This window comes from Pseudoalteromonas sp. R3, assembly GCF_004014715.1.
Lineage (GTDB): Bacteria > Pseudomonadota > Gammaproteobacteria > Enterobacterales > Alteromonadaceae > Pseudoalteromonas.
In genome coordinates this window covers 167,246-189,462 of sequence record NZ_CP034834.1, presented here as the reverse complement: position 1 = coordinate 189,462, position 22,217 = coordinate 167,246, and the positions used below count along the sequence as shown (strand labels likewise).

General features: G+C 47.6%; 17 protein-coding genes. 10 read left to right on the top strand and 7 right to left on the bottom strand.

Features of this window, described 5'->3' with window-relative positions; all coding sequences use genetic code 11:
* Positions 1-72 precede the first annotated feature (72 nt).
* The 4 genes from ELR70_RS00675 to ahpC all read right to left on the bottom strand — a co-directional run bounded on the left by ELR70_RS00675 (position 73) and on the right by ahpC (position 6,593).
* Entirely contained in the window at positions 73-3,411 is a 3,339-nt protein-coding gene (locus ELR70_RS00675; RefSeq protein WP_082353040.1) for a carboxypeptidase-like regulatory domain-containing protein, read from the bottom strand.
* Positions 3,412-3,418: 7 nt separating this feature from the next.
* On the bottom strand, positions 3,419-3,949 hold the full coding sequence (locus ELR70_RS00670; RefSeq protein ID WP_054013276.1) for a hypothetical protein: 531 nt from the start codon (positions 3,947-3,949) through the stop codon (positions 3,419-3,421).
* A 290-nt stretch (positions 3,950-4,239) separates the two neighbouring features.
* Positions 4,240-5,811: an alkyl hydroperoxide reductase subunit F gene (ahpF, locus tag ELR70_RS00665; protein WP_054013277.1), complete on the bottom strand. Its 1,572-nt coding sequence runs from the start codon at positions 5,809-5,811 to the stop codon at positions 4,240-4,242.
* Between the two features lie 212 nt (positions 5,812-6,023).
* The gene (gene ahpC / locus ELR70_RS00660) at positions 6,024-6,593 is read right to left on the bottom strand and encodes an alkyl hydroperoxide reductase subunit C (protein WP_010380696.1); all 570 of its coding nucleotides are present in this window, start codon (positions 6,591-6,593) and stop codon (positions 6,024-6,026) included.
* Between the two features lie 219 nt (positions 6,594-6,812).
* Between ahpC and ELR70_RS00655 the strand changes: the two genes are divergently transcribed.
* From ELR70_RS00655 to ELR70_RS00640, 4 genes are all read left to right on the top strand, one after another.
* Positions 6,813-7,235, top strand: coding sequence for a DUF3429 family protein (locus ELR70_RS00655; protein WP_054013278.1), 423 nt, complete (start codon positions 6,813-6,815; stop codon positions 7,233-7,235).
* A 62-nt stretch (positions 7,236-7,297) separates the two neighbouring features.
* Positions 7,298-8,140: a GGDEF domain-containing protein gene (locus ELR70_RS00650; RefSeq protein WP_054013279.1), complete on the top strand. Its 843-nt coding sequence runs from the start codon at positions 7,298-7,300 to the stop codon at positions 8,138-8,140.
* Between the two features lie 166 nt (positions 8,141-8,306).
* Positions 8,307-9,389 (top strand): methyl-accepting chemotaxis protein, encoded by a 1,083-nt coding sequence (locus ELR70_RS25650; RefSeq protein WP_054013280.1) that lies wholly within the window; start codon positions 8,307-8,309, stop codon positions 9,387-9,389.
* A gap of 119 nt (positions 9,390-9,508) precedes the next feature.
* Positions 9,509-10,303, top strand: coding sequence for a class I SAM-dependent methyltransferase (locus ELR70_RS00640; RefSeq protein WP_054013281.1), 795 nt, complete (start codon positions 9,509-9,511; stop codon positions 10,301-10,303).
* Here ELR70_RS00640 and ELR70_RS25145 read toward each other — a convergent pair.
* On the bottom strand, positions 10,300-11,043 hold the full coding sequence (locus tag ELR70_RS25145; protein WP_235577031.1) for a metalloregulator ArsR/SmtB family transcription factor: 744 nt from the start codon (positions 11,041-11,043) through the stop codon (positions 10,300-10,302). The genes ELR70_RS00640 and ELR70_RS25145 overlap by 4 nt on opposite strands.
* Positions 11,044-11,305: 262 nt before the next feature.
* On the opposite strand from ELR70_RS25145, the gene ELR70_RS00630 reads away from it, so the two are divergent.
* Positions 11,306-12,154, top strand: a complete 849-nt coding sequence (locus ELR70_RS00630) for a DMT family transporter (protein WP_054013282.1) — start codon at positions 11,306-11,308, stop codon at positions 12,152-12,154.
* Between the two features lie 11 nt (positions 12,155-12,165).
* Here ELR70_RS00630 and ELR70_RS00625 read toward each other — a convergent pair whose 3' ends face one another.
* Positions 12,166-14,634 carry a prolyl oligopeptidase family serine peptidase gene (locus ELR70_RS00625; protein ID WP_128064423.1) on the bottom strand — a complete coding sequence of 823 codons (2,469 nt, stop codon included), beginning with the start codon at positions 14,632-14,634 and terminating at the stop codon, positions 12,166-12,168.
* Between the two features lie 374 nt (positions 14,635-15,008).
* Between ELR70_RS00625 and ELR70_RS00620 the strand changes: the two genes are divergently transcribed.
* From ELR70_RS00620 to ELR70_RS00605, 4 genes are all read left to right on the top strand, one after another.
* Entirely contained in the window at positions 15,009-16,022 is a 1,014-nt protein-coding gene (locus tag ELR70_RS00620) for a LacI family DNA-binding transcriptional regulator (protein WP_054013284.1), read from the top strand.
* A complete protein-coding gene (locus ELR70_RS00615) occupies positions 16,023-17,258 on the top strand; it encodes a glycosyltransferase (protein WP_054013285.1) in 1,236 nt (411 codons plus the stop codon).
* 136 nt (positions 17,259-17,394) lie between these two features.
* Positions 17,395-18,621 carry a threonine/serine exporter family protein gene (locus ELR70_RS00610; RefSeq protein ID WP_082353041.1) on the top strand — a complete coding sequence of 409 codons (1,227 nt, stop codon included), beginning with the start codon at positions 17,395-17,397 and terminating at the stop codon, positions 18,619-18,621.
* Positions 18,622-18,797: 176 nt separating this feature from the next.
* On the top strand, positions 18,798-19,430 hold the full coding sequence (locus tag ELR70_RS00605; protein ID WP_054013287.1) for a hypothetical protein: 633 nt from the start codon (positions 18,798-18,800) through the stop codon (positions 19,428-19,430).
* 5 nt (positions 19,431-19,435) lie between these two features.
* Here ELR70_RS00605 and ELR70_RS00600 read toward each other — a convergent pair whose 3' ends face one another.
* Positions 19,436-19,912 carry an isoprenylcysteine carboxylmethyltransferase family protein gene (locus tag ELR70_RS00600; protein WP_054013288.1) on the bottom strand — a complete coding sequence of 159 codons (477 nt, stop codon included), beginning with the start codon at positions 19,910-19,912 and terminating at the stop codon, positions 19,436-19,438.
* A 175-nt stretch (positions 19,913-20,087) separates the two neighbouring features.
* On the opposite strand from ELR70_RS00600, the gene ELR70_RS00595 reads away from it, so the two are divergent.
* The gene (locus ELR70_RS00595) at positions 20,088-22,151 is read left to right on the top strand and encodes a S9 family peptidase (protein ID WP_054013289.1); all 2,064 of its coding nucleotides are present in this window, start codon (positions 20,088-20,090) and stop codon (positions 22,149-22,151) included.
* The last annotated feature ends 66 nt before the right edge of the window (positions 22,152-22,217 follow it).

Sequence of the window (22,217 nt, the reverse complement as noted above, 5' to 3'; positions counted from 1 at the left end):
GCTTTGCAATTGTAACAATAAATCTATGCAGGTTCAGGCCGGGCGAAAAATGCCCGGCCTGTATTTGTGTATTTACTTCTGATTAAGGGCAGCGACGACCTGCATAATATCTTTGAGGTCTATTTCTCCATCTTCATTCAGGTCAAATCTTTGTTCAAATTGCGTATCTCCCGACGTGGCAGACCACCCGCTTACGATCGCTGATACATCATCAGCCGACAGCTCACTGTCACCACTAAAATCATATGGGCTAACTTCTTTTAAAACAAAAACCTGTTGCTCACTGAGTATGGTTTTATCCTTACTGAGCATCACCACCACAGTGACGGATGTATCACCAGGAGCGGAGACATCCCACAGATAGCGGCCTTGTGAAAACGCAATACCCGTCGCAATCTCGGTCGTGGTTCCTTCAACCTGATAGGCAATATCCACAGTCTCGGAGTCTGCAATATGTAGACCTGACCAATTGATACTAACCTGTTGCTCAGTACCTATGGCATTTTCAATATTAAGCAGCAATACAGGCACTGCTACACCAAGCTGTTTAACCTCCTGACTAGCCTGAGTCAAGTTCACCGCGTCGTCAGAAGTTTCAAACTGATAGGAGGCGTGACTAAAGCTCAGTTTGTATAGACCCTTGGCCAAATTCGCAAAGCTGAATATCCCTTTATCATCGGTAAGCTGACGAGCTATCTCAACCTGACTTAAGCCAACCCCGTTAGTAAGCACAACCTCAACGCCAGCAATCCCCATCTCACTGTCATCGTGTACCTGACCGTGCAAGGTTGCCTGGTGTGTATCTACGTAGATACTGTTTGGCTCAGAGGTAGAATCCTCGGCCACTGAGTACACATTATAGTAGTACCGAGTGTTTGCCGATGCGCTATCGACAAACTCAGAGGCCAATCCGGTAAAAATCGTCGTGCCATCTGTGATAGAGGTTGGCAGGCTACCCGTAGTTCTGGTGACAACCACTTCTTTGAGATTACTGCCTTGCGGATTTTGCCAGCTAAGTGAGACAACCGTGTTGTTTACAATCGCCTTTAGAGATGAAACCTGTGCCACAACAAAACTGCTTTCCTGGGCATAAGTTGGCGCCTGTGCAACACCATTAACACTGATATTTGCATCGGTGTTTTGCTGGCCGACAGTCAGTAACACAGTTGCACTATTTTCATTGCTCTGCGCTACCACATCTTCATAATTCAGCACCAAGACTTTACCATTGGTCTGCGGAATGGTCACATAGACCTCTACTTCCGGATATTGAGGGTACTTTTCAACCTCAATGCTGTAAGTATCAGACAAAGGTAAAATAAACTCGGTAACCAACTCGGAGTTTTTCAAATAGGCGTGTGCTGTATCCGGCTCATCAAGAATAGGTGACAGCAACACCGCACTTTGGTTGCTCTGGCGATTTACTCCCACCAACTTACCACCCGCAATTAAAACGGTGATGTGTTGTGGGTGCTCCAGTTCGACCACACTGACAGGTGAATCCTCCTCTTCATTCAAGGTATCTTGTGGCCGTTCACTGGCGCCAGGCTGACCATATATGCGTAGCTGATCCGTCACGTCCGTATAAGCGCCAAACTGCGCATAACTCGATGCGTTATAGTAATTTGCTAGCTTAAAATCTCCATGTTGATCATAGGGTTCTGTGCCATTGTCAGGCGCCCCTGAAAATATAAAGTGCTTCAGAGTCAAGGAGTCAGTGAACTCCATCATGGTATATTCACCCGGGAAGTTATTGTCATGTGTGATATACAAAGACACATCGTTATACTGGATCAACCCAGCAGCCAGAATAGAATGCCCGCCGCCTCTTTTCGGACGATTAATAGTAAAGCGCAAACTCGCGATTTTATTTTCCATAAAATGGGGTGAGTAAAACGCATTCATTGCCGAGATCCCCGGGAATATGGTTTTTGGATGAGAGCCTATCCAGGCGTCTCCTTTAAAGGCTGATTGTGACAAAAAGTAAAACCCAATTTTGGACAGGCCATGAAATGCATCTGCGGCATCCGACTTAACATCATAACTGCCAACGGCCTTCACATAGGGCTTAGGTGACTCCGTATTGCGGTTATCCCAATGGCCCTGGAAGGTAGAAATCAGCTGCGCCCGTGTCAGCGTGGCATCTATGTTAGCTCCCCAGGCGACGCTCTCACTGGCATTGTTATAATTAGCAATAGCAGACGCTGCCATACCATGACACACGCCCAGAAAACGCCGGTCTAGCCTGTCAAAGCCTTGTGTATAATCTTTGAGGCGATAATAACCAATGACGTCGTAGGCTTTACGCTTGTTCGCCGGTGCCAGAAAACTTGAAAATGAGCGGGCAACTTTACGCATGAAACCAAGGTAAGATAATTGATCCGGTGTACAACGATCGAACTTCCAGCACAAGAAAGAGGAAAGTGAGACATCTTTTACCTCTGTGAGCATAAACTTATTCCAGTCACCGTTTTGGAAGGAAAAGCCATCCGTTGAGACATTGAATGCAGTGGTATATACATTGAGGTTATTCACATCCTCAATGGTTTTACATTCCTCAGATTTGCATACCGAAACCTGTGCATTGCTGAGGTTATAAGGTGCCTGAGCCAAAGAAAAGTCAACTCTGAACGTCTTTTTGTCTGTTTTAACATGACAGTTATCAGCCGAGACTTTTAAGTTACTGTCTTGGGCATGAAACTGATAATTACAGACATCCTCCAGGGTTGCACCGTTAAGCGCTTCCAGATCTTTGAAATAAATAGAAAATTGATTCGCCGTCAAAGCGCCCGGTGAGAGGAGCACTTTGTCCAGATTAAACGTGTGGTCAAACGCGGCTTCGATGAGGTTAAATGCGACATTATCTATAGCATACCCAGCATCTTCCTGCGCAATAATCTCAATTCGAAACGACGCAATGTTTTCATCTCGAATAGCAAAGTGCTCAATACCAAATTGCGAATCCAGGACCTCCCGGATCAATTGACCTTCGGGGTTAAACCACTGTAATCGCGTCGAACTCAGGTTGTCAAAATACCCCGCGTCCAGCGAAAAACTATTGACCGTCGTCGGCTCACCTGTCAGGGGATCAACAAAACGCCCTTCAATGGCACCGTTATACTGAGGTGTTCCCGATAATACAGGACTCGTTGGATTCGCACTGTCAGTTGTAATAAACGGCGCATCACCGCCAAATATAATCCCCCTGTCGGCATACTGATCCGTGATCGCTGTACCGGTTGGGAATTCACTAAAGGTGATAGGCGTCACCCCTACAGCCACAGCCTGTTCAGCGGCCTGAGCTCGAGGCAATGACTTGTCATAGTTCGCGCCGGCCGTGGAGCCTTCAGTTGCGAGAATTGGCATACTCAGTAAACCAAGCAGCGCTGTAAAATATAAGTATTTCATCATTACACCCTCACTGTTCACTGACCGAAATGCTGCAACTCACTTGCTGCGCCAGTCTATTCATACAGAGTGTTTTGCTACTGCTCACATCAGGTGTACCGGTATCCGTATTGACTTCAAACTTCAAAACCTCGGCAGAGCCGGTAAAGCCACTGGTATTCCCATAAGTGAGCGCACCAAAGTGCAACGACTTCCCTTGGTCTGCGGATACAGGTCCCAGAGCAACCAAAGTACCGTCGGATACAATAAAGCTGTTACTCATGGCCATCGACCCGTCATTCGGAGAGACACTAAAGTTCAGTTTCAGTTCGTAGGCGGATATGGGCTGAGTCGTGCTCAATATGACTTTGTATCCCTTGGTTGTCGGAGCATCAGATTGAGGCGGTTCAGATTGGGGCGGATCAGATTGAGTTGGAGGTGTATTCGTGGTAGTTACACTGGGGGAGTCAACCCCACATCCAGCCAGTGCAATCAACAGTGACGAGCAAAAAACCAGACCTAAGGTATTTCGCGGGGCACCAGACGCGATAGAGGTTTTCATTGTTGCAGCCTTGTTTACGTACGAAGACGGACATAGCCGTTCATAGCTATATCACCTTGTTCTTCGGGTACTGGGCTCACTTTCACTGCATACTGTACAACCTGTGAAGCGCATCAATCAAAGTGACTTTTCGTCAGCACATCGAAGTACACCCGCAAGTATAGTCGAACCATAGGATTGTGAAGCTCAGAAATAAAAAAGCCACAACCAGAGAAAATCCGGTTGTGGCTTTACTGTACTCAGATGAGTACAGGCTTGGGTGTAATTCGGCTTTTGTTTGTTGTTTTAGGTTAAGCTGCCTGCTCAGCCATGTCTGACTGGTGCCTTATGAGGTAGTCGAATGCGCTCAAACTGGCTGTGGCACCGCCCCCCATGGCAATAATAATTTGTTTGTATGGCTCAGTTGTCACATCTCCCGCCGCAAACACACCGGCTACGCTGGTCGCACCTTTTGCGTCAATTGCAATCTCACCAAATGGTGTCAATGCTATCCCGCTTCCCTCCAGCCATTCTGTATTAGGGATCAGACCAATTTGTACAAAAATACCGGCGAGCTCAAGTTGATGAGTTTGATTACTTTGCCTGTCCAGATAGCTCAAACCTGTGACTTTTTTGCCATCACCCAATACTTCGGTTGTTTGAGCCTGGGTGATGATAGAAACATTTGTTAGGCTTTTAGCCTTCTTGATCAGCACCTCATCTGCCTTCAATGAATCAGCAAACTCAAGCACTGTGACGTGTTCAACCAGATTAGCCAGGTCAATAGCGGCCTCAATACCGGAATTTCCGCCCCCTATTACCGCAACCGACTTACCTTTAAACAAAGGACCATCACAGTGCGGACAATACGCCACGCCTCTGCCCTTGTATTCCTGCTCTCCCGGTACATTCATGGTTCGCCATCTTGCACCGGTGGCTATGACGAGTGATTTTGCTTTCAAGGTGGCACCGCTTTGCAGAGTCAGCTCTAGCTTGTTCCCATGACTGAGCCCACTCGCTCGCTGGTGCTTAATTACATCCACCTGATATTCGTTGACATGCTCCTCCAACTGAGCAACCAGTTTAGGCCCTTCTGTGGCCGGCACGGATATAAAGTTTTCAATGCTCAACGTATCTGCAACCTGGCCGCCGAATCGTTCGGCCACGATGCCAGTATTCAGGCCTTTTCTGGCCGCGTAAATGGCTGCCGCAGCACCTGCTGGGCCTCCGCCAACAACCAAAACATCAAATTCAGATTTTTGCGTAAGCTCGGCAGCCTGTTGTTCACTGTGTTTGCTGTCTAATTTGGCCAGAATTTCGGTCAGTGTAATTGCGCCCTGGCTGAACAATTCCCCATTGAGATAAACGCTCGGTACAGCCAGAATGTTACGTTGTTCAACTTCTTCAGGAAACAATGCGCCATCTATCATGGTTGCCTTTATTTTGGCATTGTGCGCCGCCATCAGGTTCAGGGCCTGTACAACCTGAGGACACGTTTGGCAGCTCAAAGAGATATAGATTTCAAAATTGAGATCGTCTTCCAGAGACTGGATCACCGCCAGCGCTTGCTCAGAGACCTTTGCCTGGTGTCCGCCGGTATGAAGCAAAGCCAACACCAGACTTGTAAATTCATGCCCCATGGGCACACCGGCAAACTCAACTCGGGTATCACGTACAGGAGAATGCACAGTTAAACTGGGAGTACGCTGACTATTTTCCGATTTGCCAATGGTAATTAACTCACTCAATGATGCGAGTTCTTGTGCCAGCGACGCCACTTCTGCTGACTTTGCGCTATCATCCAGCCCCAACAACAGTTCTATGGGGTCTACCAATGCTGCGAAGTGGGTTTGCAACTGACTTTTTATTTGTTCATCTAACATTCTGTACTTCCTCGATATTTCTGTCGTTACACCAGTTGAGTTGACCCTTAAAGGGGCGGGTTATAGTGAGATTTGACAGGTTCGGGCTCAGATAGCCCGGACCCGTGCAATTTGCTTAACGCTATAGCCACTTGAAGGAAACAGCCTTGTCATCAGGCTATCAATAGCTCTGAACGCGACAAACTTTCCCTTCTCATTGGCTTAACTGAGATTTATAGCTTACCAACCAGGTCTAAAGATGGTGCCAGTGTTTCTTCACCCGGCTGCCAAGACGCAGGACATACTTCACCATCGTGAGACGCAATGTACTGTGCCGCCTGAACTTTGCGCACAAGCTCTTTTGCGCTACGGCCAATGCCCAGGTCGTGGGTTTCAACAACCTTAATCTCACCTTCTGGGTTAATTACAAAAGTACCGCGCAGCGCCAGCCCTTCTTCTTCAATCATTACGCCGAAATTGCGGGTAATTTTACCTGTCGGGTCACCGATCATAGGAAATTGAATTTTCTTAATGGTTTCAGACGCATCATGCCAGGCTTTGTGGGTAAAATGAGTGTCTGTTGAGACCGAATACACTTCAACGCCCATTTCCTGAAGTTGTGCGTAATGGTCAGCAAGGTCGCCAAGCTCAGTAGGACATACAAAGGTGAAATCCGCAGGGTAGAAAAAGACAATAGACCATTTGCCAAGTAAATCTTTTTCACTTACATCAACGAATTCACCGTGATGAAAAGCAGTTGCATTAAAAGGTTGAATTTGAGTGTTAATCAAAGAGGTAGTCATGTTGTTTCTCTCTTAGTTGTCAAGTTAATAGATAACAAGCGTGACACTGATGCCGTCTTGTTGTCGTTGTGTGCTTACTAAGATAGAGGGGAATGTTATTTATTAAAATGGATTGTTGTGATTGCTTCAATCCAAAAAATTGATGAAACTTTGGCAAAGTTTATGCGTATATCAGATATACTTAAAACATTAGTCAGAACAAACTTTTAAGAGACCTGAATGCATCCATACTTCAACCATATTATGCTGGCCTACATTGGCTTTGTCCCTTTTTTACTCTGCGTCGCGTTAACACTGATGGTTGGCAGTTCACCGGCAGCCATTGACACCTTCAGCTATTATAGCTTGGGTGTATTGGCGTTTTTGTCGGGCAGTCTGTGGCGTCCGGGGGAGCAGTCACAGCAACAGGCGGTTATCGCAATTTTGGTTATTGTACCTTTCCCTTTGCTGGCCCTTGTTTCACAGGTGACTTTGTTAAGCTTCCTTGCAGTCTCTTATTGGATCATACTGCTATTTGAACGGATTGCTCCCAAGTGGCAGGAGACCCATCAGGATTATAAGAAAATGCGCTTTACACTCACTTCGGTCGTCTTTGTCAGCCATTTATTCATGATAGCTCAGGCTCTCGAGCTGAGCGCCTGAAGTATATCGCCCGCTAAAGCGAGTAAAACCTGCTATACATATAGGCAGATTGAGGATGGTTTATGCGACAAAAACTTTTACTCGCTTTGATCTGGCTCGTAACTGGCTTAGTGATTGTATTACTTTATAACAACCATCAGCCATTTGGTGCCACGGTAGAGGAACTTATCTGGTTTGCCATAGCGCTGAGCGTATTAGTGCTTGGCCTGCCACATTTGAAACACCAGCTTATATTATATGCTTGGGTGATCTATTGCGGTGGCTTGTTACTGGATCTTTTTGACGATCTGATGGGCGCTGACGTGATGTTGGTCAACATCTTTGACACGTCACTCAAACACTTAGGTTTTTTGCTAATTTGTTATGGTCTGCACACTATCATTCAACAGAAAAAAGCAACTATTACCGCATTGAATAAAGAAATAGCCAGACGTCATGAACTGGAACAGCAACTTAAGTTTGACGCAACCCATGATGAGTTAACAGGACTTGGCAATCGTCGAGCCTGCTTTGAGGAATTCGAGTCTCTTTGTACAAGTTGTACCTATCTTTATTATTTTGATCTGGATAACTTTAAATTGGCCAACGACCGCCATGGACACCACACCGGCGACAAGATACTTAAGAAAGTGGCACAGGCCATGTCGAGGCAGTTTAGCGCCGATGCATGCTTTCGTATTGGTGGAGACGAATTTGTTGCCTTTACACAAGAGGCTAACCTGCAGGAAGATGCACTCAGAGCCATGCTACTTGAAGAGGTTTTTGAATATGGCGTCGGCGTGAGTATCGGAAAAGCCGCCGCTGATCCCACTGTAGACCCGGATACGCTGCTTCATCAGGCAGATTTGAACATGTACGAAAATAAAGCCAGCAAAAGCATTCGTGCTAAGAGCAGACAGCCGTAAATCTCCCGAGCACTTAATACGGTTTTACCAAGCTCTATTAGCTAGGGAATAATCCCTACCTCTTTACTTCATCTTTATGTATATCATTGTTTATTTACATTAATCTAGCACTTTAGTGTCTCTGCTGCTATGCTGCAGACAGTTTTGATAGTCGAAGGAACCCCCAGTGTTAAAAAATCTTTTTGCCAATGCCAGCCACCAATCGGAAATACAGCAGTTAAAAGCTGAGCTGGCCGCTCAACGTCAGGCCTATGAGCAACTGGAGGCGGAAAAGCAAGCGATACAGAACGAGCTTGTTGAGGCACAACAACAGTTAAACGACAACACGGACAACCAGCTTTTGCAATGTGCACTTTCCGGGCTGGGACAGATCCATGAAGTACGGGATGCCGTTTTGCGTAGCCTGCACCAAATTGAAGAAGAAAGCAGCTCTATTTCTCAGGTAAGTGCCTCGTTCGAAACGTCGGAATCCTCTTTGGAGAAGATCCTGTCGGGCATGTCCAGCCTGTCAACCAATATGGCCAGTATGACAGACAATATTTCAGGCCTCTCCCATATGGCGGATAATATCAATACCTTTGTGACGACAATCTCAAAAATATCAGACCAAACCAACCTCCTGGCGCTTAATGCCGCGATTGAAGCAGCACGCGCAGGAGAAGCAGGCCGTGGCTTTAGTGTCGTTGCCGACGAAGTTCGTGCACTAGCAAACAATACAAACGAGTCGGCCAATGAGGTATCTGACTTAGTTAAAAAAATCATTGATACAACCCAGCTTACCGTTGATGGTGTGAACGTGATCCAAAGCTCAAATAACGACTTATCATCAAGTATTGCGCACCTCAATGATGAGTACGGAAATATTGTGAGTTGCTGTGGCTCAATGAAACAAACTATCGTCTCTGCGTCTTTGCAAACCTTTGTGCAGACAGCAAAACTGGACCATGTGGTATGGAAAGGGGAAGTTTATGGTGTGATCGCCGGTAACAGTAATAAACAAATCAATGAATTTGCGGATCATACCAGCTGCCGTCTCGGTAAGTGGCTCAGTGGTGAAGCAAATAAAGTACTCAATAAATCCGGCATAATTAACCGCATTGATGGCCCACACAAAGAGGTCCACCGGGCCGGTGTCGAAGCCATGACCCTGTTTGTTGCGGGAGAAAAGCAAAAAGCCATCGCTGAACTAAACCGTATGGAACAAGCCAGCCGCGATGTACTAAGGCTACTGGATGAGGTAACTCACTGATATTAAATCGAGCAACCTCTGGGCATTGTCTTTTATCGTCGCTCTCAGGTTGCTCAGGTTTCTCCTGCACCGCTCTTCTGCTATTATCGCGTTTTTGTTATTTTCCCCTGGTAGTAATTATGTTGATAGATGCGAATTGGCGCGTTCTAACCGTTGGCGATGGCGATCTGAGCTTTTCCTTATCCCTTAGCAAACAATTAAAACCCGGCCACCTTTGCGCCAGCATCTACGACGATGAAGCCACCCTGAGAGCAAAATACCAACATCATGCATTAGACGCCCTACGTCAGGACCACGTACCAGTAATGACAGGGTTTGACGTGACCACCCCTGATAGCTGGCAACGCCTGGATGGGGCCCTGTTCGATGCAGTGATCTTTCAGTTTCCACTGATCCCAGCCTTTACCAGTAAACAGGCGTTTGATGACCAGAAGTTGTCGACAAACACGCTCAATCGCCGTTTATTGCGTCATTTTGTTGATTTCAGCCATCGTTATGCGCTTGACCCTGCTGGTCCTATGCTGGCTCTGATCACTTCAAAAGACGTGAAGCCTTATTGTGAGTGGAACTTGGAAGGCTCTTTATGCAGTGGTACAGATTACCAGTATCTCGGCCAATCTGACTTCAACATTCATGCTTTTCCGGGTTATCGCATACGTAATGTGGACAGAGACAAGCATGTTAAAGATACCAGCGGTATCACCTACTACTGGTCAGCAAAGCCTCACCCGGACCTGAGCGCGTCACTCTACCAACCGGCTTATCTAAACCAGGATCACTGTGGAATGTGCCGCGCCGGACCATTTGTCAGCGAGCACGACAAGCTTGCCCATTTAGGGTCGAAGAAACATGCAATGATGCTCAGACATGAGCAGGACTGGCTCACTTACCTTAACAATGGTAGCACCAACTAGCTACAACAACTTTGCTGTCGGGTTGGTCTGTCGCCCATCCTGGCCAGCCGGGTCAATTCCTGTGCGATACACTCTGGCTCACCAAACAAAGTGCTCTGCAGAACCTTTAACATCCAGTCGGGTAATGCCACATTCAGCGCATAGTATACCCATTGGCTTTGCTTGCGCACCGTCAATATGTCTGCCTTTCTCAGCTGTGCAAGGTGCCGGGAGACTTTAGGCTGGCTGGGTTCATCCAATGCAACCATGAGTTCACATACGCAAAGCTCTTGTTCAAGTAGGATCAACAGCAGCGTTTTCAGTCTCAACTCATCGCTCATTGCTTTGTAAAATGTCATGGATGAAACAGGGTTTACTTGCAGAGGCGGGGTAAGTAAATCACGTACTTTTTCATTGAGCTCATACAGAGCTTTGCGATAGGGGTTATAAGGCTCTACCGACTCATCTAACGTGACTTGCCAACTAAGCGCCTGTTCTTTTTGGACATTTTTGTGTGTTGTTTCTACAGCGTCTGTAATATGGATAATTAACTCACACTCTTCAGGCTTTGCACCACAACACACACAATCTAAGTGGCTCAACAAACCAAAAGCGATAAGAGCTTCCTTCGCCACAGGGCTTATGCCCCGCTCAATTTGTAACGCAGCAGAAACTTTGATGTCCCGCCTGTGATGGTTAAGTAATGATACAACCATAAGCACCAAATCTGGGTTTGTACCTGCCACAAAAATACTTTTCACTGAACTACTCTCCTATATACGAATATGATTATATAACGAAAGTACAAGACAGTTAATATCAAGGCTGGAGAATACAGGGGATCTAAAGGTTAAATTGAGTGACTCAATGAAATAAGATTAATACAACTTGATAATAGTAGTTAAACAAAAATAGTGAGTTTAGCGATATTATCGGAATTTATAGAATAATGTATACAAAGCTATTGAGCAGCACTATTTTGATAAGTAGACTAGCGGCCTTCATTTTTTGCGAGACTTCTCGATGCATGTTTTAAACAAGAGCTTTCTGTATGCCATCGCGTGCTTGTTGCTTGCTATGGTCACCATTCAGTCAGGTGCGTCAATTGCCAAACAGCTGTTTCCTCATGTTGGCCCAGAGGGCACAACGGCTTACCGACTGGGTTTTTCGGCGCTCATTTTATGCCTGATTTTTCGCCCCTGGCGACATTTACCTAAAAACTGGCGGCCGGTGATCTTGTATGGCCTGAGCCTGGGCATCATGAATCTGACCTTTTACTATGCAATAGAGAGAATCCCGCTAGGCATTGGTGTTGCATTGGAGTTTACCGGACCGCTGGCCGTTGCACTATTTTCCTCACGACGTAAGCGGGATTATCTCTGGGTCGCGCTTGCTCTTGCTGGTATTTTACTGTTGCTGCCTAATATGGGAGAAGTTGATGGACTGGATCCCATTGGTGTCTTGCTCGCCCTCACAGCGGGTGCCTGTTGGGCAGGATATATCCTGTTTGGTAAAAAAAGTGGCGGTCATGGCTCAGGAGGCGCGACGGTAGCAATTGGCATGAGTGTCGCCGCTTTTGCCGTCGTTCCGGTTGGTGTGATATCACAAGGCGCCGCATTGCTTGATTGGTCATTGATCCCGCTGGGCATCGCCATAGGTTTGTTATCCAGCGCGTTGCCCTACAGCCTGGAAATGGTGGCGTTGAAAAAAATGCCGGCGCAGGGCTTTAGCATCATGATGAGTATGGAGCCCGCCATTGCCGCGCTGGCTGGCTTAGTGATATTAGGCGAGCTACTTAGCGGCTGGCAGTGGCTTGCAATCTTTATGGTGATTGCTGCATCTTTAGGCAGCTCCCTCTCCTCTAAAGAATGATCACACTTAAATTACATGGGCCAGGGCGTTTGGGCCTCTGGCTCAAGTTTGAATCTTAACCCTTCAGGAACCTGATTGATTTCTTCGACCACAGGTAGGGGGTCAAAATGACGTTGTAGCCAGCTCTGCTGCTCCCAAAGCAAATGCAACACATCCTGACGATTCGCGTAATCGTGGTCACTCTCTGGTAACAACACCAGCCGTGCCCGCTTGCCAAGATCATTGAGCGCACTGAACAGACGCTCACTTTGAACGGCAAAATGACCTGGCTTACGCTCCTGATAGCCATGTATCAACAGCACAGACGCCGATATTTTATCAGCATAGGCTAATGGTGAACTCATCAGGTAAGCTTGCGGGTCCTGCCACAAAGTGCCAGTTTGCTTTTCGAAGGCAAATGGTGCCAACGTATAATTATAAGTACCGCTACGTGCGATACCCGTGACAAATAGCTCAGTGTTAGCCAACAGGTCAAGCACCACGGTAGCGGCAGCACCATGACCACCAATGGCCACTTTGTTAACATCTGCGATGCCTTGCTGAGCTAACACCGCGACAGCAGCCTGAGCTGTTGCCTGCCACTGTGCTCGCAATTGTGCCACACTCCCCTGCTCGCCAGGCAAGCTAAACGCATCAATTTCAAATACCGCATAACCCTGGGCTAAATGGGGTAAAGGACCCAGGTGGTCAACAGGCAAAAAATAGTGCGGCGAATTAAATGCGTGCTTTACCAGGCTTGGCGCTTTTACCCACATTAACACAGGCACCCGGCCAAGACTGGGATCGTAATTAGCAGGCAGATAAAGCGTTCCGGATATTTGCGTCCCATCACCACCATCAAAACTCAGGACCTCCTGAGACAAACCACGCAATGCCGGGTAAGGATGTCTGAAGTGGGTGATCTGCTCCAGCGAGCTGAATGTCCGATCATGAACAAAGTAATTAGGTTGCTCCTGCTTCGATTGCCGACGCGTTATAAAGCGCATTCCCTCGTCATCCAACAGTGCGACAAATTCTTCAAAATACGGCGCCTGAGATTGCCATATTCGGGTGCGCATATTGGTTCTGGCATCGAACCTGTCCAGAAACGGCAAATCCTGACCTTGTGCCTTTTCCACACCACGAACAAACAGATATCGACTTCCGACCACTTTAATCACCTCAACGCCCAGATCATTGCGCGTAGTCAGCCACTGCTCTGAGGTTGCTTCCGTCACACGGTACCGGGCTACTTCCAATGGGTTACGCTGCGGTGCAAGTGGGTTAATTACAGACGTTCTTAAAAAACGCTCGCTTTCAGCCTGAGTCAACAAAGCGATATTTGAGTCTCCCCAGTCCATACGCACAAAAGGCTCCTGCAACGCCATAAACAAGCGTGGTGCTCGTTTAAAGGGCGACGAAATATGGTAAAGGCCATATTCTCCCTGTGCATCTCCTTCTTGTGCCCAAACCACTGTGGCGCCTTTATCTGCACGCCACTGAAAATGGCTGCGCAAAGGTGGCGGCGCAGGCGTAGGCGTGGAGATTGCTGTCAGAATATGTTGTTCATCGCTGTCCTCCAAGCTTGGTTCGAGCGACAACTCCGGCCGGTAAAGCTCGTACAATGCAAATCCTGTCATTCCCCACACTTGCCAGACACTGGGATGATTAGCAAGCGAATCTTGACTGGTTTGTTGCTGTTGTGGTGCTTCCAGCATCGCCATCGCGACGATTAAATTGGTGGCGTCAGGTGACGGCGTAAAATGATGAAAATAAGCTGGTCCGCCAATGGCTGTGGGGCGGCCCTGCAAAGGAACTTTGATTAACTGACCCTGAGCATAGTGGGCAAAGTCTTCTGTAGAGAGTATTTGAGTGGTTTGCTTGAGCGGACTCAGGGCCCCATGCGATTGCGCTACCACGGGTCCTACCAGCGGCGATTGTTGCACAGGTTGCTGCTGCTCTCCGGTGTGATTGATGGCACTATTAATAACCAGCGCGGAACTGTCTGGCAGCCAGTGGTATGGCACCTCAGTGGTGACTCCGTTAAGCGGGTAGCGCGACAACGCACTCAGCTCACGTTGTTCAATATCATAAACCCAGACACGGCCGTCCTGCTTAGAGAGCAGGATAAAAGCCAGATAGCGGCCATCTGCACTCCAGCGAGGTGCATACACTTCACCAACCGGCAGGTTGTCGACTTGCACCTCAGCGCCTGTTGCAACATGTTTAAAACTCAGCCCTGAATAGGTAGTAATGCCCAGGCGCATAAATGTGGTCGGATTGAAATGCAAATCACCATAACGCACACCTATTTCTGTGTTTTGCTTTGCCTCGGGTAACTTGGTCAGTAACGCCATCCAGATGTGTTGCTCATTAAGCAAGACCTCAGGCATTGGCGACACATCTACGAGTTGGGCGATCTCTTCTTTTGGTACCTGATACCCTTCAGACACCGCCAACGCAGTATGTACCCACACACAACAAGCTAAAAAAAACAGCACAGCCGGGCTCTTTTTCACCACTTCTCTACCTTTGAATTTGTATCTTAACCTCTCATGATATAATGAAATTCCTTAAATGTGCACTAGTTTAATACCAAGCGGCACAATAAAGTAGCCAATCATAAAGCGAGTGAAATTCGCCGATTACACCGCTCCTGCGTCCTGCTATCGCTGAGGCACCTACATCCATAATAGGCGAGGCAGAAAATTTGATATTTAGTTGTTCTAAACGAGAATTTTTTAACACGGTTGGCGGCAAATTTAATCCCTCAGGTTGGTTACGTATTGCTGCTGACTGGTATAAAGTGTATCCAGACGCGAAGTTACGGTAAACTAAGCGTTCGTCAACCGTTTGAACAGTTATTCAGGCCATTATGAACAACAATAAAAAGCCAGACAAAGTGACCATTTTCGATGTCGCCAGAGAAGCGCAGGTATCCAAATCTACCGTGTCACTGGTCCTTACACATTCAGACAAAGTCAGTGATAAAAGTCGGGAAAAGGTGCTCGCCGCTATTGCCAAGTTGGGTTACGTGTACAATCGTGATGCAGCGGCCCTGCGCAGTAAGCGCTCCAACCTGGTCGCTTTGGTGATCAACGACCTGACTAATCCCTACTCCGCACAGCTAGCAGTGGGCCTTGAAAAGCACATTTATGCGCTGGGGATGGTACCAATGCTGGTTAATACCAGTGAAGATCTGGCTCGCCAGCATCAAGTCGTCAATACGCTTAAAGAGTATAATGTTAGCGCGTTTGTTATGGTACCTGCGCCTGGAACCACGATGGAATGGGTTAATCAGCTCGTCGAGTCTGGCTTTCCAGTGATCAATATCATGCGAGAAATTCCCTACAGCAATGCGCCCTGCATCCTGCCAGACAACCAAAAAGGCACGCACCTGGCAACCTTGCACTTGCTTGATCAGGGCATAGACAACCTGGCATTTTTGGGCGGCACATCCGATATCTCGGACTATCACGAACGGGTTGCGGGGTTTCGCAGCGCACTTGCACTTCGCAATGTGTCTAAGCCAATGCCCCAGATTACGGCTCCGACTAATCGCCAGGGAGGTCGAGAGGCTTTTAACAGCCTGTATAAGGAAGCTCCCCAAACTCAGGCCGTGGTGTGCTTTAGTGACGTCATCGCCTATGGTGTCATGGAAGCCATGCGTGAACACAACCTGATACCAGGCAAAGATATTAAAGTCGTCGGTTTCGATGATCTGGCCGACTCCAGATTAATGAAACCTGCTCTGTCATCCGTGCGGATTGATGCAGATGACATAGGCAAACGAACCTGCCAGGCGCTGGCAGAGATCATGAATAAATCACAACCTGCGGTACGCACCTTAGTCGATGTATCGCTGCAACTCAGAGAATCCTCAATTTAAATGACACAAGTTTTAGTAATTGGTTATGTCTGGCCGGAGCCGAACTCCTCGGCAGCCGGCGGTCATATGATGTCCTTACTGCGCTTTTTCCGCGCTCAGAACTGGCACGTTGAATTCGCCAGCCCGGCTCAACAAACCGAGCATATGGCCGATTTAAGCCAGGAACAGATCACCTGCACGCCTATTGCACTCAATTGTAGTAGTTTCGACGAATATATTTCCCGGCTCGAGCCCGATATCGTGATGTTTGACCGCTTTATGATGGAAGAGCAGTTTGGCTGGCGGATCGATAAGTTCGCCCCCAATGCACTCAAGATCCTCGATACAGAAGACTTGCAGTGTCTGCGCAATGCACGCCATGATGCACATAAAGCGCATCAAGCTTTTGCACTGGACGCTTTGCTGGATAGTGAATTAGCCAAACGTGAAATCGCAGCGATTCTGCGCTGCGACCTGTCGCTGATTATTTCCGACTATGAACTCGAATTACTCACGACACAGTTTGGTGTATCACCTGAGTTATTACACCATCTTCCCTTTATGGTCGATTTGAATGCGCTCAATATGGATTTACCCGACTACCATGAGCGTAAACACTTTATGACCATAGGCAATTTTCGTCATGCTCCTAACTGGGATGCGGTACTCTATTTGCAGCAGATCTGGCCCATGATCCGCAAGCAGCTACCGGACGCGGAGCTACATATATACGGTTCATATCCCCCACCCAAAGCGACCGCTCTGCACAACCCCAAAACAGGCTTTTTAATCAAAGGCTGGGCGAAAGATGCATTGGGTGTGATGGCACAAAGTAAGGTCTGTCTTGCACCACTGCGCTTTGGTGCCGGGATTAAAGGCAAACTGCTCGAAGCCATGATCACGCAAACTCCGTGTGTGACCACACAGATAGGTGCTGAAGGCATGCATGGTGACTTGTCCTGGCATGGTGCGATAAGCGACTGCCCTGAAACCTTTGCGGCTGAAGCCGTCGCCTTATATCAGGATCAAGTTCGTTATCAGCAAGCTCAGCAGAACGGGCAATCCCTGCTTCAGGCTCGCTATGACAAACGACCGCTGGAGGAGCAATTAAAACAAAAGGTTATCAATACAATAAATAACCTGAACGCTCACAGACGTGCCAATTTCACCGGCAGCATGCTGCGCCACCATACACTGCGTAGTACCCAATATATGTCCCAATGGATTGAAGCAAAAAATGCAAATAAAATGCGTTGAATTTGCGTGAGAACCCGTTAGAATTCGCGGCAATTTAGGTTATTGCCTAAACTCAGTGTGGAGGTCCAATAAGCAATGGGCTTCTATACTCACTATATCGCTGTCGATTTTTACTTATTATTTAGGTTACACGCCGTTGAATTCAGCCACCTTTACACAAAAACGCAAGTTTATTGTTAAATTAGGAAAAATGCTTCATCAATACGGAACCCCGGCTTATCGCCTGGAAGCCCACCTGATGGAAGTTGCCACCCACCTGGGCCTTAAATCGTCCTTTGTTATGTCTCCAACTTCAGTTACTTTTGTGATCTGGACTGAAGGACATGAAGACGAATACACCCATGTTGCTCGCGTCGAGCCCGGCGATCACAACCTGGGCTCACTTGCCGATACAGACGATGTAGTTAATCGTATGTTGGCGGGCGAACTGAGTATAGAGCAGGCAGATCAGAACCTGGACGAGATAACCAAAGCAAAGGACCCATATGGACGCTTGCTGACGGGTTTTGCATTTGCAGTGTCTGGTGGTGCGTTTGCCATGTTGATGGGGACCAGCTGGAATGATGTGCTGTGGTCTGCGGTATTGTCTATCCTGGTTTATATCTTTGTGCTGTGGTCCACCCGCTCCAAGCGGGTCACCCATATGCTGGAGCCGGTTGTGGCCATCGTTTCTGCGTTGGCGGCCTGTGCAATTTCGTCGTACCTTGATCCTATGGTCAATATTCGCCTCGTGGTGTTATCGGCCATCATTGTTTTTATCCCGGGTCTGGCATTAGCGCTGGGATTTGCAGAGCTGTCTGCGCGTCACCTGGTGTCGGGTACCGCACGGGTTATGGATGCCATTATGTTGCTGTTTAAGTTGTATTTTGGCGCATTTTTAGGTATCAGCATTGGCTTCTTCCTGTTTGGTCAAAGCGACTATGTACAACCCGATCCGCTCCCGAAGTGGACTGCCTGGATGGCCATTTTACTGCTGTGTAGCAGCCTGATTGTGATTTTTCGCACTAAGCTCAAGCACGCCAGCTGGTCGATTGCGTCGGGCTTTATTGCCTATGCAGCCAGTATCGGCTCCGCGGTCTATCTGGATTATTCGCTGGGCACCTTTGTCGGCGCCTTTGCTGTGGGCGTGTTCAGCAATGTGTTTAACCGTACCGTTAACGCACCGGCTTCGATAGTCGCTATGCAGGGCTTGATAGTGCTGGTACCCGGTTCCAAAACCTATATTGGCCTGAATTCACTGATAGAGGGCCAGAGCTTTGTTGCCGCCGACCACATCGGCCAGCAAACATTTTTAATCTTTATGTCATTGATTGCGGGCCTTATCTTTGCCAATGTGGCATTGCCACCGAAGAAAAGTCTGTAATATTAATAAGGCAACCTACGCTTGCTGCGGGGTTGCCTGTTCGGCTTTTTTGACCTCGAGATCTGAAAGTACCGGCATGACACCCCACCTGCGAAAAATTCCAACTAATCACACTTTGCATCAAATCTAATTTGGGCCACAATGGAAGTTCTTGTTCAGGTGTAAAGGAGCGCGCCATGACCGACAATACAGAGCAAAAACTCGCCGTTTACCGCCTGGCACTGGAATACATTAAAGTATTTCTCTGGCCGGTAATTCTTATTCTTGCTTTTGCCATATATGGCGATAAGCTGTTTAAAATCATAGAGCAAAGAGAGGTTGATGCGTTTGGTCTGAAGCTAGGTAAACAGATTGAAGATATTAGCCACAACTATGAAGCGCAAATAGCCCAGCTCAAAGAAGATATCGAGGCCAGTCAGGCACCTGAACAACTGCTCAAGAAAGTAGACGGCATCAAGGCAAATCTCGATAAGCAGTTATCCGTGGTAAAACAACACGCACTTCAGACTGAGCAGGTGTTAATACCTGACAGAAAAGAGCAGGTCGATCAGTATGAACGAGCAGGTTTTGAAGCCCTCCTTGCTCGTGATGTCTCGCAGGCTATTTCACAATTTACTGCCGCAGAAGCATTGTGGCCGGATTACCACAACGTCTCCGAAATAAAGCGTCTGCTTATTAAGCAGCAACGTTTGTTAACCAATCAGCAAAGCAAAGCATGGCAAGACCTGTTCAAAACCATTTTAGTTAAGCATTCGTGGGGAATGCCAGATGATATCAGAGCGCAGTTCAATCAGGTTTCAACACATTAGACTAGTCATAGCCAGCGACGAGTTGTACTCAGAAAGTCCCGATAGGCCTGGCCATAGGCTTTTAGCAAAAACCGCTCCTCAGGTTTAATCTGAAAGCGTGTCATATACCCGATAAAGCTCAATACAGCGAGTGCACCAGCTGGCGATGCCAAATACCAGTTTTGTGCAACCAGCAAGCACAGCAACCCCACATACATAGGGTTGCGGGTAAAGTGATAAATGCCTCCAGTGACCAATGTCGATACTTTATCCACATGCACAGGATCAACGCTGGTATTATGACGACGGAACGCCCAAACACCCGCCAAAGCCACGACAGCACCTATCGTACTCAACACCAAAGTGCCGCCAATTTTGAGCGACTCGGCCATCGTAAAGTGCCCGGTAATCTGGACCAGTCCGAAACTAACTAGCATGTGAAGCAATAAAACAACCGGAGGGGGTATTTTGGTATCCAAAGGATGTTCCTGTGACTTTGACATAGTGGCTCCAAGCATTAAAAGATGTCATTTAATTGATATGTCGCAATTATTTATCCCATAAAGCTGACAGTTAATCGCAAACACTGGTTTTCAGCCTATGCTAACGTAAAATGTCGCCCACTCGCACTACACCCTGCGGTCTAGTTTATAAAAAAGTGTAATCCAGAGAGCATTTATGAAGCTTATAAAAACTACCCTCGCGCTCGCCATTGGTCTTGCCAGTGCCAGCACCTTTGCCGCATCGGCAAATGACACCATCACAGTTGAAGATATCCCAACTATTCAACGCGTTATTCAAACAGCGGTTAGCCCGGATGGCGAATCGGTTGCATTTCGTCGCTCCGTGCCCCGTGAGCTGTATGTAGACAGCAACGGTAAAAACTACAGCGAACTGTATGTGGTTGATGACGAAGGCAATGAAGTGCCTTTCATCACAGGTAAAATCAACGTCGGTAAGATTGAATGGTCAGCAGATGGCAAGTTCATTTACTTCACGGCCAAGAAAAAAGAAGACAAATTCACGTCTCTTTACCGCATCGCGGTCGATGGCGGTGAGGCGCAAAAAGTACTGTCGCTCAAAGGCACCTCTATTAACAAGTATCGTCTGAGCCCGAACGGTAAGCAGGTTGCAATCCTGGCTATGCCTGCCAAAGACGCAAGCGAAAAAGAGCTTAAAAAGCTGGGCTTTATGGCCGAAGTGTATGAGCTGGGTCTGAAAAATAAACAGCTACATTTAGTGGACCTGGTACAGACAAACAAACCTCTGACGCCTGCCGTAGTGCCTGTCGAGGGTTATGTTAGCGACATCAACTGGTCTGACGATGCCAGCAAATTATTGGTAAAAACCCAGCCAACAGCGCTGATTGATGACCAGTATATGAAGTCTCAGTGGCATGTGATGGATGTGGCAACGCAGAAAATCACCACCTCATTCAAAACCGAAGGTAAATTGGGTGAAGCTGAGTTCTCTCATGATGGCAAGTACATTGCTATTTTAGGCGCCGAAGACAAACACGACCCGGCTAAGGGCCGTTTGTATCTGGCCAATGCCAAAACCGGTAAAGTGGAAGAGTGGATCCCGAACTTTATGGGTCACTTCAAAGACTTTGAGTGGTCAAACCGCAAAAACGTACTGAACTTTATTGCTGATGTAGGCGTAGAGACTTTCATCGGTCAGGTCAAAGTAGGCTCAAGCAAATACAAAAAGCTGGTTAAAGAAGGCAAGTTCATCGCCCACAGCCTGTCTGTTTCTGACTCTGACAAAACCATTGGCGTACGTGCAGAAAGCCCGAAGCACCCAAGCGAAGTATTTATGGTGCGCTCTAAAAAGCCAACTCGCTTAACCGATTCAAACCCCTGGTTAAACACCAAGCGTCTGGCAAAGCAAGAAGCGATTAGCTTCAAAGCCCGTGACGGTGTTGAGATTGGTGGTGTGCTTATCTACCCACTGGACTACCAGGAAGGCAAACGTTACCCTCTGATCATGGCGGTACACGGTGGTCCTGAGAGTCATGACAGAAATGGCTGGCTGACCAGCTACTCAGATCCAGGTCAAATGGGTGCGGCCCGCGGCTATGCAGTGTTCTACCCTAACTATCGTGGTTCAACGGGTAAAGGTGTGGACTACTCAAAACTGGGTCAGGGCGACTATGCCGGTAAAGAGTTTGACGACCTGGTCGACATGAAAGAGTATCTGGTAAACATGGGCCTGGTTGACACCAAACGCGTTGGTATCACAGGTGGCTCTTACGGTGGTTACGCTTCAGCCTGGGGCGCAACTAAACTGACCGAGCACTTCGCAGCCAGTGTGATGTTTGTAGGTGTGACCAACCAGCTGTCCAAGTTCGGTACTACAGACATTTCAAATGAAATGTTCCTGGTTCACGCCCGTTCTTACCCGTGGCAGAAATGGCAGTGGTACCTCGAGCGCAGTCCAATTTACTGGGCTGGCCAGTCGAAAACCCCACTGTTGATCATGCATGGCAAAGACGACCCGCGCGTTCACCCGGCCCAGTCTATGGAGCTGTACCGTTATATGAAGGTACAAGACAAAGACGTACGTCTGGTTTATTACCCGGGCGAAGGCCATGGTAACCGCAAAGTTGCAGCTCAGTACGACTACAGCCTGCGTTTAATGCGCTGGATGGATAACTACCTGATCCACGGCAATAAAGACATGCCAGCGTATGAAATTGACCATGCTGCCAAATTAAAAGCGGTGAAAGAGCAAAATAAATAAACTGCTGTTTTAATTTTTAAAAAATAAACCTGTGCACCTATGTGCACAGGTTTTCTAGTCAGACCC